Below are 12,821 nucleotides of genomic sequence, written 5' to 3'. Positions count from 1 at the left end.
TCAGATCCTCGTGTCGAGCATGATGCCGCCGCCGAGGGACGCGACGTCGGCCTCACGGCGCATCGCGCCACCATAGGACGCGCCGGCGGCATGACCGCCTGGCGCGCCGCCCGCAGGAGGTGCGCCGGCGACGACGCGCATCTGGGACTCGTTGGCCTGCATGGCGCCGCGGAGCACGCGTCGGTTCTGCGCGACTTCCGCCGAGAGCCGCTCGGCCGCCAGGCGCAACGCGGCGCGCGCCTCGCCCAGCTCGTCGCTCATGCGGACACCGAGGTAACGGTCGACGTCGTGGATGTCGACGCTCGCGCCGTCGCAGAGCACCACGGCCAGGTTCTGGCGCCGGCGTTGCGCCTCCCGGAGGGTGCAGAGAATCCGGTGCGTGGCGAAGACGCTGTCGTCCACCCTGCGGAGGTCGTCCTGCGCGACGGCCACGCGCTGCACGTGCATGATGTCGATGAGGTCGAGGATGAGCCGCTCCTCCTCGCGCAGCGCGGCGACGAGGTGCGGAATCGACGCGCCGGCGGCCGGGCCGGTGCGCCGCGGGATCTGGTCGAGCGGTGCGGACGCCGTCACTTCGGATTCTCCTGGCGATGCTCCCGCACGCGAACCGGATCGGGCGCGGACGCTGGAGCAGGTGCCTCCGCGTGCCCGGTGGCACGGGTGGTACTCGTAGTATCGGCAGCGCGCGCTGCGACTTCGTCCCCGACGGGGAACCGCGAGGACCCGCCGTCCTGCACCCGAGCGCGGAGCTGGCGCACGATGGCGTCGGTGAGGCCGTTCACGCGATCGAGCGCCGCGGGCACCGACCCGGCGACGTGCTCGTCGAACATGCCGCGGAAGATGTCCTCACCGAGCCCGCCGGCGACGAGGGGGTCGTCGCTCGGCACGGTCTCCCGCATGGCCTGGAACAGCTGCTGGACGAAGACGCCTTGCAGCTGGAGTGCGGTCACGCGCAGGCGCGCTTCGATGGCATCGGCCGGCGCCGCGCCTCCGTCACGAGCGGGAGTTCCCTTGGGGGAGAGCGTGATCGCCATCACCGGATCTCGACATCCGCGGACAGCGCGCCCGCCTCGCGCAGGGCGACGAAGATCGACGCCACCGCGCGGGGCGAGGCGCCGAGGACGCGCAGCGCCTCGGCGATGCGCAGCGCGTTGGTACCCGAGGCCAGGCGCACCGGTGCGCTCTCGCCGGCACCGGACTGCGCGGGCGGCGCCGACGCGGAGTCCCCCGATGCCCCACCGATGCTGAGCGTGAGCCCCTCGTGCGACACCGTCGCGTCACCCACCGGCAGGTCACCTCCGGCGACGACGGTGCCCGCCCGCACATCGATGACGAGGACGGACCGGCGCGACGGCGCCACCCGAAGCTCGCGGATGCGTGCGAGCTGCTCGGTCCGCGTCGCCAGCTCCGCAGCGAGATTCAGCGCGATCGAGCCGGGATCCTCGACCGTCGCCGTGCCTGCGCCGATCTGTGCGTTCACGACCGTCGCGATGCGCACCGCGGTCCCGATGTCCGGCGTGCGGAGATTGATGCGCGCGGTCTGCGCGAAGTCCGGACGAGGGAGCGCACCCTCGACGACACCCCCGTGGGGGATGCGGGCGGTGTTGGCCCCCTCCCCTATCACCCGGTAGCCTCGCGCGGTCACGGCTTCGGTGATGAGGAGCGGGCCCTGTGCCGTCGCGAGCACCGGCCCGTCGGGGTCCGCCTGGAGAGGAGTCATCCAGAGCACACCGCCGCGCAGCGAATACGCGTCACCGATGGATGACACCTCGATGTTGAAGCGGGCGCCGGCGCGGAGCCAAGGGCTCACCTCCGCCGTCACGAGCACCGCGGCTGCATTGCGAGTGCGCATCGCCTCGGGCGGGACCTCGAGATCGAAGCGGCGGAGGATGTTGGCGACCGCCTGCACCGTCATCCCGCCACCGTGGCGAGGGCTGGTATTGCGGTCGCCGGTGTTCGTGAGCCCGACGACGATGCCGTACCCCACGAGGCGCACCGGGACGGCCTGTTCCTCGAGGCTCAACTCGGCAACTCGCACCTCCTGCGCGTGCATGGCGGACGCCGCCATGCGCGCGGCCAGGAGGACCGACTCGATGCAGCGCATCATGGCCAGAGCATGCCCAGGACGCGGCCGATCATCCCTCCGCGCGTCTTCCCGAGGTTGCCGGCGCTCTTGTAGGTGAGCTCAGCGTTCGCCACACGCGCGCTGAGGACGACGTTCTTGCGGGAAACGTCTTCGGGACGCACCCATCCCTTGAAGGCGAACTCCTGCTTGTTCCGATCGAGGTCGACGAGCTTCGTCCCCTCGACGCGGAGAAGGCCGTCGGGGTCGCGCTCCACCACCCGCACGCTCATCTCGCTGACGAAGCGGAGGTTGCGGCGCGCGATCCCCGACTGGTCGGACGACGACGACTTACCCGTGCGCATCGCCCCGGAGGGCGAGGTGGAGCCGGCGCCCCCCGGGAGATCGGCGGCGAGCCTCATGTCGCGGTCCTGGCGGTCGACTCCTCGCTGGTCCTTCGTCGCCGTCGCGAGCGTCGACTCGTCCAGCAGCACGGTGATGATGTCGCCGACGCCATAGTCGCGCCGGTCCGACGTCCACGAGGCGCGGCGCGGCGAGACGGGAGTGCCGGGCGTCGTTGCGACCGCAGCAGCGCCGCCCTGCGCGGCCGCCTGTGCGGCCGCCTGTGCGGGCGCCACGCTCGGCGTCGCAAGGAGCAGCACATGGGCGAGGAGCGCACCGGCGAGCCGTGCGCGCTCGACACGCATCGCACTCGGCCGCAGAGCCGCGCAGCGAACGACGAAGGCGGGCTGGGGGAGACGGCCGTATGTGCGGCGCGGAGGGGAGCTGTTGGAGGTGCACATGTGTGGCGTGGGTCAGTGAGGACGTTCGATGGCGACGACGCCGGGCGCGACGACGCGGCCGGACAGCAGGCGCGGGCGGGAATCCTCGTGGCCGCGCACACGAACGCGGCAGGGCTCGTCGACCGCGGCATCGCACAGCGCCTCGGCGCGGCGGCTGACGCGCACCGTGCCGTCGTCGTGGACGATGGTGATCGTCGCACCGCGCCGCACGACTCGCGGCGGCGCGATCGCCGGCGCCGCGAGCGGCTCGCCGAGCCGGATGGTGCGACGCGTGATCCAGCCGACGGGCGATGCCGATGCCCCCGTGTCCACCATGATGTCGTTGGCGGTCAACACGGAGTTCCGGGGCAGGTCGCGCGCGGCCACCTGGGCGAGAGCGTGTGACGGGATCGCGATCGCGAGCGCTGACGCAAGCAGCGGCACAAGAACCGCCATCCGGCCGCGCGAGGCTCGGGGGTGATGCGGCGCCAGGAATCCACTCCGCATCGGTCGCCTCAGCGCACCATTTGCGTCGTGGTCTGCGACATCTCGTCGGCCGCTTGCACCGCCTTCGAGTTGATCTGGTAGGCACGCTGCGCCTCGATCATGTCGACCATCTCCTGCACGATCTCCACGTTCGAGGTCTCGAGCATCCCGGTGACGAGGGCGCCCATCCCTTGTTCGTCCGGATAGCCGGTCATCGGCTCGCCCGCCGAGAGCGTCGCGGTGTAGAGGCTTCCGCCGCGCCCCTGGAGCCCTGCAGGGTTGATGAAGCGCGCCAGCTCGATGCGGCCGAGCTCGATCGGCTGGCCGTCCTTCGTGGCGCTGATGATGCCGGTGCGCGATATCGAGACATCGGTGGCGCCGTCGGGGAAGGTGATGCCGGGGACGACCTGGTAGCCGTCGTTCGTGACGAGCAGGCCCTTGTCGGAGAGCCCGAAGTTGCCGTCGCGCGTGTACGCCGTGCTGCCGTCGGGGAGCGACACCTGGAAGTAGCCGTCGCCCTGGATGCCGACATCGAGTGCGCGCCCCGTCTGCGCCATCGCACCCTGCGTCTCGAGCCGCGTCACCGCGACGAGGCGGACGCCACGCCCGACCTGGATCGCGTCGCGCGTCTCCGCGTCTGGCTGCCCGACCACGGTCATCTGCTGAACGTTCTGGTACAGCAGGTCGGTGAACTGCGCGCGGCTACGCTTGAACGCCGTCGTGTTGACGTTCGCGAGGTTGTTGGCGATGACCTCGGTGCGGGTCTGCTGCGCGGCCATGCCGCTGGCCGCGGTGCGAAGGGCGGGATTCATGGGAGGGAGTGAGGGAGGACAGGACGATTGGCGGGTCAGACCGGCTTGCCGAGCTGGTTGCTGGCGGTGCCGCGGATCTCGTCGAGGACACGAACGGCGCGCTCGACCGCGGCGTGTGCGCGCTGGACGTCGATCATGTCGACCATCGTGCCGACCGTGTTCACGTTGCTCCCCTCGAGAAAGCCCTGGCGGATCGTCCGCGCCTCAAGGGGGACCTCGGCGCGGCTGGTGCCGGGGATGAACAGGGAGGAGCCTTCGTGCTGGAGGTCGCCGGGCGCCGCCCGCTCGAAGCGCAGCACGTCGAGGCGCGCGCCGCCGACTGCCACGACTCCCGCCGCGTCGATCGTCAGCGTGCCGTCGAGCTCCCGGGGAACGGCGATCGGGCCGCGCGTGCCGAGCAACGGATTGCCGTTCGCGTCGACGAGGCGGCGCTCGGCATCGAGGTGCAGCGTGCCGCCGCGCGTGAAACGCTCGCCGTTCGCGGTCGCGACGACCAGGAAGCCATCCTGCTCGATGGCAAGGTCGAGCGGCTCGTTCGTCGCGCGGAGCGACCCGCTGGAGAGGTCGGTGGCTGTTGCGGCTGCCGGGAGTCCCGTGGGGGCAGTGGCGCGCCCCATGAGCCGTGCGAAGACCCGCTCCGCCTTGAAGCCGTCAGTCGTGGCATTGGCGAGGTTGTTGGCCACGACCTCCTGACGCCGCTCGAGGTACTGGAGCGCGCGCGCAGCACTCGCCATGCCGGTGGGCCCAGGGTTCGGGAGGGGGCGCATTGTTCGTGCGCTCAGGCGTCGCGAAGCGAGCGACAGGCGCGCTGCAGGGTGCGCAACGCCTTCGAGCGCACCTGCGACACGCGCGACTCGGTGAGCCCGAGCACCTCCGCGATCTCGTGCAGCTTGAGCTCCTCGAAGTAGTACAGCGTCAGGACGATCCGCTCCTGCTCCGCGAGGGCCAGCACCGCGCGGCGGAGGACCTCACGCTCCTGGCCGCGGGTGAGGACGTCCTCGATCGACTCCGCGTCGTCGGTCGTCATGAGGTCCCACGCCGAGGGCGCGCTCCCCTCACTGTCGCCTACGGGCCGGTCGAGCGAGACCTGCGTCGCGGACTCCAGGTCCGCCTGCCAACGCCAGTAGCTTCGCATGTCGATGCCGAGATGCGCCGCCACCTCGCGATCCTCGGGGGGGCGTCCCAGCTCGCGTGCGAGGGTTGCCCGCGCAGCGGCGATCTCGCGCGCCTTTCGCCGTACGGAGCGCGGCACGTGATCCTGGCGCCGCAGCTCGTCGAGGATCGCGCCGCGGATGCGCGGCACGGCAAAGGTGCTGAAGGCGAGGCCGCGCTGCGCCTCGAATCCACTGACGGCGCTCATGAGTCCGAGAACCCCGGCGCTCACCAACTCGTCGGCATCGACCTCCGACGAGAGCGAGCGCGCCACCTGCTGCGCGACGTGGTGCACGAGATTCAGGTTCTCCTGCACCAGCGCATCGCGCGCGCTCGTGTCACCGGCCGCCATCGCCGCCCAGCGGTCGAGGGAGGCATCGGGCATCGCCGACGTGACGGAAGAGGGAGGGAGGGCGGACGACATGGCGGGCGCGGCGAGCGGAGGCGACGAGGAGGGCCAGGAGACGGCGGTCACTTGCGACGAGGGGCGGCGGGGAGCGAGATGACTCGGGAACAGGCAGGGGCCATGCCCCTCGACCGAGTTGTACGAACTCGTTGCGGCACTTGCGCTTGCCAACTCGCGACACGATCGCCCCGCAGGGACGTTTCCTGCCCACCGGCAGCACGTGCCGCACGCATCACGGCGAGAATTGCCGGCGCGATCATCTCAGTGCGTCCGCGGGGCGCAGCGGCAGCAGCGCGCGCGCCAGGTGTGCGGCCGTCGTGCGCGTCGGCGACCCGTATGTGGAGTCGGCGATCGACATCCCGCCACCGATCGCACGCGGCAGAATGGGATCGTCGGGAAGTCCGGTGAGCACGCGTACGTCGGCCCCGAGCAGCGCCTCGCACGCGTCGGCCAGCGTGCGGCTGGCGGACGTTCCCCGGTCGCGCTCGAGTCGCGCAGTGGTCACGGCCACCGGCAGCGGGCGATGCGCCGCACCGCCGGCAGCGCCGGCGTGCTGCCGCAAGACCTTCGCGGCCGCGTACGACGCCGCGATCGCTTCGCGCGCCTCGCCGGTGAGGATCAGCGCCGCCGGGGCGTGCGCAGTGGGGCCGAGCGCGAGCGCGGTCATCACGTCCCCGACCCATCGCATGGTCGCCCACTGACGGCCTGCGTCGAACACGACCACGTCGTGCGCGCCCGCATGCGCGAGCACGCGCGCCCGCGCGTCGTCGGCGAGGGCGCGGGCATCGGCCCCGCCCGACCACAGCGCGAAGTGGTCGGCGAGAGGGAGATGCGTGAGAGACGGGACCGCCGCGCCTGCACCGAACAGGCGTGCGACCGGTGAGACACCGTGCGCGCGTGCCCAGTCGCCGGCGGCGTCCACGAGCAGCACCGACGCGCCGGTGTCGTAGGCCGCGAGCGCGATGAGCCCCGCCGTGGTCGTGGTCCCGAGCTGTGGAGTGCCCGCCGCGACCACAAGGGCGGCAGGCAGGCGCTCGACGAGCGGGGCGCCTGGCGTCGCGACGTCCATCGACCAGTCCATCACGCGGCGACCACCTGCGCCGGCATCTCCCACGACGCGACCTTGCTGATCTCAACCGACGGAGGGAGCTCGGCGAGCGAGAGCACGGGGACCTGTGGAAATACCGGATCGAGCATCCGTCGCATGTGCAGGCGAAGGTGACTGGGCACGATCAGCGGGGCGGGACGCCCCACGCTGCCGTGATGCGTGGACAGTTCGGCGAGCTGCCCGATGAGGTTCGGAAGCACGTCGGGACCCAGCGGCGCCGACACCTGACCGGGGCGCGGACTGAAGAGCGATGACAGCGCCTGCTCGAGTCGCGGCCCGACCGTGATGGCGTAGACGGTGCCGGATTCGTCGGCGAACTGCCGCGCGATGACGGGACCGAGCGCGCGACGCGCATGCTCCGTGAGCAGCTCGGGATCCTTCGTGGAATCCGCGGCGTCGCCGATCGACTCGAGGATCGTCACGAGGTCGCGGATCGGCACGCGTTCGCGCAACAGCCGCTGCACTACGCGATGCACGACGCCGAGCGACAGCTTCGCGGGGACGACCTCCTCCACGAGCGCGGGGTGCGTCTTCTTCAGCGTGTTGAGGACCTCCTGCACATCCTGCCTCCCGAGCACCTCGGCGGCGTGCGCCTTGAGCACCTCGAGCAGGTGCGTCGTGATCACCGTCGTGGCATCGACGACGACGTAGCCGAGCGCCTCCGCGTCGGACTTCCGGTTGCCAGCGATCCACTTGGCCCGCATGCCGAAGCTGGGATCGACGGTGTCGATGCCGTCGACGATGCCGCTGGTGTGGCCGGTGTCGACGGCGAGGAAGAAGCGCGGGAGCACCTCGCCGCGCGCCACCTCGGTCCCGCGGAAGCGGATGACGTAACCGTTGGCCGCGAGGCCGGCGTTGTCGCGCGTACGCACCGCCGGCATCAGGATCCCCAGCTCGAGCCCCGCCTGCTTGCGCAGCAGGGCGAGCTTCTCCATGAGGTGGCCGCCGGACTGCTCCTGCACCAGGCTGACCAGGCCGAAGCCCACGTCGAGCTCGATCGTGTCGGTCTGCAGGAGGTCCTCGAGCGGGTCGGCCGGCGGCGCCGGTGGCGCGTGCTCCGCCACCTGCGCGGCCGTGCGGCGCTTCTCCTCGCTGCGCTGCGCCGCACGTCCGACGAGGAAGAGCCCGGCGCCGAGCACGAGGAACGGGATGGCCGGGAGCCCGGGGATGACCGCGAAGAGCGCGAGTACGCCGGCGGAGAGGTACATCGGCTTCGACTGCGCGCCGAGCTGCGTCGCGACCGTGACGCCCATGCGATCCTCGCCCCCCGCATGCGTCACCATGATGCCAGCCGCGGTGGAGATGATCAGCGCGGGCACCTGCGTGACGAGCCCATCGCCCACCGAGAGGACGGTGAACTTCGCGAGCGCCTCACCGAACGGCAGCCCCTTCTGGATCACGCCGATGAAGAAGCCGCCGATGATATTGACCGCGGTAATCAGCAGTCCGGCGATCGCGTCGCCCTTCACGAACTTCGAGGCGCCGTCCATGCCGGCGTAGAAGTCGGCATGGCGCGTGATCCGCTCGCGCTTCCGCTCGGCCTCGACGTGGTCGATGTGCCCGGCGTTGAGCTGGGCGTCGATCGCCATCTGCTTGCCGGGCATCGCATCGAGGACGAAGCGCGCCGAGACCTCGGCCACGCGCCCCGAGCCCTTCGTGATCACGATGAAGTTGATCGTGATCAGGATGAGAAAGAGGATCAGCCCGACCGCGTAGTTGCCGCCGATGACAAAGTTGCCGAACGCCTGGATGATGGCGCCGGCGTGCCCGTCCGACAGGATGAGGCGTGTCGAGGCGACATTCAACACCAGGCGATACAGCGTCAGCAGCAACAGCAACTGCGGGAACGACGAGAAATCGAGCGGGTCGGTCGCCTGCAGGGCCACGAGCAGCACGACGAGCGAGAGGCCGATCGACAGCGCGATCCCGAGGTCGAGGAGCACCGCCGGGAGCGGAATCACGAAGAGGGCGATCACCACCAGCACCGCGATGGCGAACGCCACTTCGGCGGTGGGAGCGCGGCGGGCCGGCCCGTCGCCGATGAGGGTGGCGATCGGACCGGTGAGGGCGCGCCATGACGTGGGGGGGGGTGGCTGGGTCTGACTCACGCCAGACGGCAAGGCAGGGCACATACCGCTCGTGCGCGCAAGCCAACGATCGCGGCTGCAACGACTTGCGAATTCGCTTGCCCTTCGGCCGGATCGGGCAACACCTGCCGAGCGGCAACTGCTGCCTGACGCGAGCTGGCGGAAGTTGCCTCCCGACGTGATGCGCGGCGCCCTCGCTCGGTGTCTGCCTCTGCCTCCTGCAACGCCTGGTTCGACTTCCCTGTTGGGACACGCGTCGAAGCGGCGGGGGGACTGCGACCGCGCGTCGTCGCCTCACGCCTGGCCCTGTGTTCCCGGCGCTCCCCCGCCCCGGCGTGCGCCGCGTCAGAGCACTTGCGCCGGCGCGTAGCCTCGCGCGCGGTACACGAAGCCCAGCACCTCGGCGACGGCGGCCCAGAGCTCGGGGGGGATCACCGTGCCCACCGCTGCCGCCCCCCACAGGGCGCGCGCGAGCGGCTTGTTCTCGATCACCGGGACGCCGGCTTCATGCGCCAGCTCGCGAATGCGCCTGGCGACGAGCTCCTGGCCCATGGCGAGCACGATCGGCACGGGCGCGACCTCCGGGTCGAAGAGGATCGCGACCGCAATGTGCGTCGGGTTCGTGACGACCACGTCGGCCCTGGCGACGTCGCGCAGCATCTGGCCCTGCGCGTAGCTTCGCGCGATCTCGCGTCGGCGGCCCTTCACGTGCGGGTCACCCTCATCCTCCTTGAACTCCTGCTTCAGCTCCTCGCGCGTCATGCGCAGCGACTTCTCGTGCTGCCACCACTGCCAGCCGTAGTCGGCGGCGCCGAGGGCCAGGTAGGCGATGCCCGTCCAGAGGAAGAGGCGCGCGATGTAGCGATGGAGGAAGTCGAGCAAGGCGAAGGGGCCGCCCTGCGCCAGCGCCGTGGTCTCCGGAATCGCCGCGCGAAGCGCGACGTACGCCACGCCACCGATCGCCAGGAGCTTCAACACCGACTTGACCATCTCGACGAGCTGGCGGGCGCTGAAGATGCGCTTCGCGTTATGCGCGGGGCTGAGGCGCTCGAGCTTCGGCTGGAGGGGCTTGGCCGTGAACGTCCCGCGCGCCTGCGCGGCGGCGATCGCGAAGGTGATCGCCGCGATCGCTCCGGCGAGGAGCAGCGTAGCCATGCCCGTCTTCGCAGCGGCCCGGCGGAAGAGCGCGGTGGCGGCGCCCGGCGTCAGCTCGATGGCGCCGGCAGCGGCAAGGCTCTCTCCCATCAGTTCGCGCAGCGCCTCGCCGAGTCCTGGGGCGAGCGCGCGCAGGACCATCGCGCAGCCGAGCAGCGACAGCGCGATGGTGAGGTCCTGGCTGCGGGGGAACTGCCCCTCGTCGACGGCTTTCTGTCGCCGTCGCGGGGTCGCCTCCTCGGTGCGTTCCTGTCCGCTCTCCTCCGCCATGTTCCCTCGCGGGCGTCACTGCCCGCGGGCGAGGATCCCGAGCAGCTGCCCGGACCGGCTCCCGAAGGAGAGCCACCAGTCGCCGAGCAGCATGCCGATGAACGGCACCGCGAGCGCGAGCGTGATCAGCCCGACGCCGATCTGCAGCGGGAAGGCGACGCTGAGCAGGTTGAGCTGCGGGGCGGCACGTCCGAGGACCGCGAGCGCGGTGTTGGCGAGCACCGCGGCGGCAATCGCGGGCGCCGCGAACTGGAGCCCCAGCGAGAAGAGCGCGTCGCCCTGGAGCACGAGCGCCCGCAATCCGTCGGCGGTGTGAAGCGTCGCGCCGAGCGGGAGCCGCTGCACGCTCGTGGCGAGCGCCTCGAGCATCACCAGGTGCCCGTTCACCGCGAACATGATCACGGTGGCGAAAAGGGTGAAGAACTGCTGCAGCGCGGTGGAGTCGTGTCCGCCGAGGGGGTCGAAGATCGCGGCGCCGGAGAGGCCGGCCTGCATCCCCGCCGCCTCGCCGGCGACGCTCGCCGCACCGACGAGGATCGCGGCGCCCACGCCGATCACGACGCCGACGAGTGCCTCGCCGAGCATGGCGGCAGGCGTGATGACGAGCGCGAGGCCGGAGGCCGTCGCCCGCTGGTGCGCGATCGGCGCCAGCAGCACCGTCAGGAGGATCGTGAGCCCCGCGCGGAGCGGCGTCGGGACGTTCCGCGCGCTGAACGCCGGCGCGACGAGCAGGAGCCCCGTCACGCGCATGCCCAGCAACGCGAGGGCCGCCGTCATCCCCGGGGCGAAGAGATCCACGCCGTTCCCCCGGTGCTCAGCGTGCCAGCATCGGCAGGCTGCGGTACAGCTCCACCGTGTATTCCCGCATCATCGTGAGCATCCACGGCAGGGTGACCAGGAAGACCCCCCCAACGGCGAGAAGCTTGGGGAGGAAGGAGAGCGTCTGCTCCTGGATCTGCGTCAACGACTGGAAGACGCTCACGAGCAGGCCGACCACCAGGGCGACGACGAGCATCGGCGCCGCCAGGAGCGCCATCGTCACAAGCGCGTGTCGCGCCAGTTCCACCGCGAGCTGTTGCGACATGCGCGGCGGCTCAGGCGACGGCTACGTCGCGAACGTCGGCGCGCGTGGCGCCATCGCACGCGCCGCGAAAGAGCGCCGCGATCTGCGATTCGTCCGAGAAGACGACGCGCACCGCGCCGGCGCGGGCGTGCCCGGCGCGCAGGTCGAGCAGCGCGCTCGCCGCCTCCGCGGGCGACGCGACCGGCTCCAGCGGGAGCTGGGCACGTGGCGCGGCGGCCAACGCGTCGAGGACGCGCTCCACCAGCTCGGGAGCGGTGTCCGCCCAGGCGCGGAGCATCGGATCGGCATCGAAGCGGCTCATGAAGTCACGGAGAGTGGCGCGCACGAGGCGGCGCGGGTGAAGGTGTCGGACGGGCGAGCGTCACCGGAAGCTCGTGACGAGACTCTGCATCACGAGCGACCAGCCATCGACGAGCACGAACAGCAGCAGCTTGAACGGCAGTGACACCATCGCCGGTGGCAGCATCACGAAGCCCATGCTCATCAGCGTGGACGACACGACGACGTCGATGACCAGGAAGGGGAGCAGCACGGCGAACCCGATCGCGAAGGCGGTGCGCAGTTCGCTCGTCGCGAAGGCAGACATCAGCGTCACGAGCGGCACGTCGGCGAGCGAAGCGGGCGCCGCCGCGCCGCTCATCCGCACGAAGGCGCGAACGTCGGAGGGGCGCGTCTGGCGCAGCATGAAGGCACGAAGCGGCTTGGCACCGATCTCCAGCATCTCCCCCTGCTCCATGCGCCCGTCCATCCACGGGGTGATCGCGTCCCGGTTCACCTGGCTCAACGTCGGGCCCATCACGAAGAAGGTGAGGATGAGCGCCAGCGCGGCGATGAGCTGGTTCGGCAGCCCGGTCTGCGTCCCGACGCCCTGCTTCACGAAGTGGAGCACGAGGAGGATGCGCGTGAAGCTCGTCATCATGAGGACGAGCGTCGGGAGCAGCGTGAGCAAGCCGAGCATGACGACGACTCCGACGGTACCGGAGAGTCGCACTCCACCGGCGCCACCCGCCCCTGCGGCGCCCGGTGTGCCCAGCTGGAGATCGAGCTGCGGCGCGAGGCGCGTCACGACCTGGGACGCCGTCGCGACCGCGTTGCCGGTCCCCGCGGCCGGCGTGGTGGCCTGAACCGGCGTGGTGGCCGGCGCCGGCGCGATCGGCTGGGGCGAGGCGGGGAGCGTGGGGCGCGTCGTCGGCGCGGCCACGCCCTGCGACGGTGGGCGTTGCGCAGGACCCGGCGGGCTGGAGGCGGCCGTCGCGCCCTGCGCGAGGAGCGGCGCGATCGCTGCGGCGCCGGCCAAGGCAGCGAGGATCAGGAGAATGCCCCAACCGAGTGTCAGGCGGCGCTTCGCCGCCGCTGGGGGAACGCTCGCGCCGGCAGGCGCCGCGCTGCGCACCGCGCCGGCAGGCGCCGCGCTGCG

The 12,821-nt window shown here is 71.4% G+C and carries 15 protein-coding genes; all 15 read right to left on the bottom strand.

Features of this window, described 5'->3' with window-relative positions:
• Positions 1 to 573 (bottom strand): hypothetical protein, encoded by a 573-nt coding sequence (locus ABS52_05365; GenBank protein ODT04254.1) that lies wholly within the window; start codon positions 571 to 573, stop codon positions 1 to 3.
• Positions 570 to 1,034, bottom strand: coding sequence for a hypothetical protein (locus ABS52_05360; GenBank protein ID ODT04253.1), 465 nt, complete (start codon positions 1,032 to 1,034; stop codon positions 570 to 572). Before ABS52_05360 ends, ABS52_05365 begins: the two co-directional genes overlap by 4 nt.
• On the bottom strand, positions 1,034 to 2,107 hold the full coding sequence (locus ABS52_05355) for a hypothetical protein (protein ODT04252.1): 1,074 nt from the start codon (positions 2,105 to 2,107) through the stop codon (positions 1,034 to 1,036). The genes ABS52_05360 and ABS52_05355 overlap by 1 nt, the downstream gene beginning before the upstream one ends.
• The gene (locus tag ABS52_05350; GenBank protein ID ODT04251.1) at positions 2,104 to 2,769 is read right to left on the bottom strand and encodes a hypothetical protein; all 666 of its coding nucleotides are present in this window, start codon (positions 2,767 to 2,769) and stop codon (positions 2,104 to 2,106) included. Before ABS52_05350 ends, ABS52_05355 begins: the two co-directional genes overlap by 4 nt.
• Positions 2,770 to 2,877: 108 nt before the next feature.
• Positions 2,878 to 3,288, bottom strand: coding sequence for a flagella basal body P-ring formation protein FlgA (locus ABS52_05345; protein ODT04250.1), 411 nt, complete (start codon positions 3,286 to 3,288; stop codon positions 2,878 to 2,880).
• A gap of 71 nt (positions 3,289 to 3,359) precedes the next feature.
• Positions 3,360 to 4,142 (bottom strand): flagellar basal-body rod protein FlgG, encoded by a 783-nt coding sequence (locus ABS52_05340; protein ID ODT04249.1) that lies wholly within the window; start codon positions 4,140 to 4,142, stop codon positions 3,360 to 3,362.
• 35 nt (positions 4,143 to 4,177) lie between these two features.
• On the bottom strand, positions 4,178 to 4,876 hold the full coding sequence (locus ABS52_05335; protein ODT04248.1) for a hypothetical protein: 699 nt from the start codon (positions 4,874 to 4,876) through the stop codon (positions 4,178 to 4,180).
• Between the two features lie 44 nt (positions 4,877 to 4,920).
• Complete coding sequence (locus tag ABS52_05330; GenBank protein ID ODT04247.1) at positions 4,921 to 5,679, bottom strand: hypothetical protein; 759 nt, start codon at positions 5,677 to 5,679, stop codon at positions 4,921 to 4,923.
• 277 nt (positions 5,680 to 5,956) lie between these two features.
• Positions 5,957 to 6,781 (bottom strand): hypothetical protein, encoded by an 825-nt coding sequence (locus ABS52_05325; protein ODT04246.1) that lies wholly within the window; start codon positions 6,779 to 6,781, stop codon positions 5,957 to 5,959.
• Positions 6,781 to 8,862 carry a flagellar biosynthesis protein FlhA gene (locus ABS52_05320; GenBank protein ID ODT04315.1) on the bottom strand — a complete coding sequence of 694 codons (2,082 nt, stop codon included), beginning with the start codon at positions 8,860 to 8,862 and terminating at the stop codon, positions 6,781 to 6,783. Before ABS52_05320 ends, ABS52_05325 begins: the two co-directional genes overlap by 1 nt.
• Before the next feature lie 378 nt (positions 8,863 to 9,240).
• A complete protein-coding gene (locus ABS52_05315) occupies positions 9,241 to 10,320 on the bottom strand; it encodes a hypothetical protein (protein ODT04245.1) in 1,080 nt (359 codons plus the stop codon).
• 15 nt (positions 10,321 to 10,335) lie between these two features.
• Positions 10,336 to 11,097, bottom strand: coding sequence for a flagellar biosynthetic protein FliR (locus ABS52_05310; protein ID ODT04244.1), 762 nt, complete (start codon positions 11,095 to 11,097; stop codon positions 10,336 to 10,338).
• Positions 11,098 to 11,134: 37 nt separating this feature from the next.
• On the bottom strand, positions 11,135 to 11,404 hold the full coding sequence (locus ABS52_05305; GenBank protein ID ODT04243.1) for a hypothetical protein: 270 nt from the start codon (positions 11,402 to 11,404) through the stop codon (positions 11,135 to 11,137).
• Between the two features lie 10 nt (positions 11,405 to 11,414).
• Complete coding sequence (locus ABS52_05300; GenBank protein ID ODT04242.1) at positions 11,415 to 11,729, bottom strand: hypothetical protein; 315 nt, start codon at positions 11,727 to 11,729, stop codon at positions 11,415 to 11,417.
• Between the two features lie 36 nt (positions 11,730 to 11,765).
• Positions 11,766 to 12,470 carry a flagellar biosynthetic protein FliP gene (locus ABS52_05295; protein ID ODT04314.1) on the bottom strand — a complete coding sequence of 235 codons (705 nt, stop codon included), beginning with the start codon at positions 12,468 to 12,470 and terminating at the stop codon, positions 11,766 to 11,768.
• Positions 12,471 to 12,821 lie beyond the last annotated feature (351 nt).

Source organism: Gemmatimonadetes bacterium SCN 70-22 (assembly GCA_001724275.1).
Lineage (GTDB): Bacteria > Gemmatimonadota > Gemmatimonadetes > Gemmatimonadales > Gemmatimonadaceae > SCN-70-22.
The sequence above is the reverse complement of the archived record's forward strand: the minus strand, read 5'-3'. Positions and strand labels throughout refer to the sequence as shown.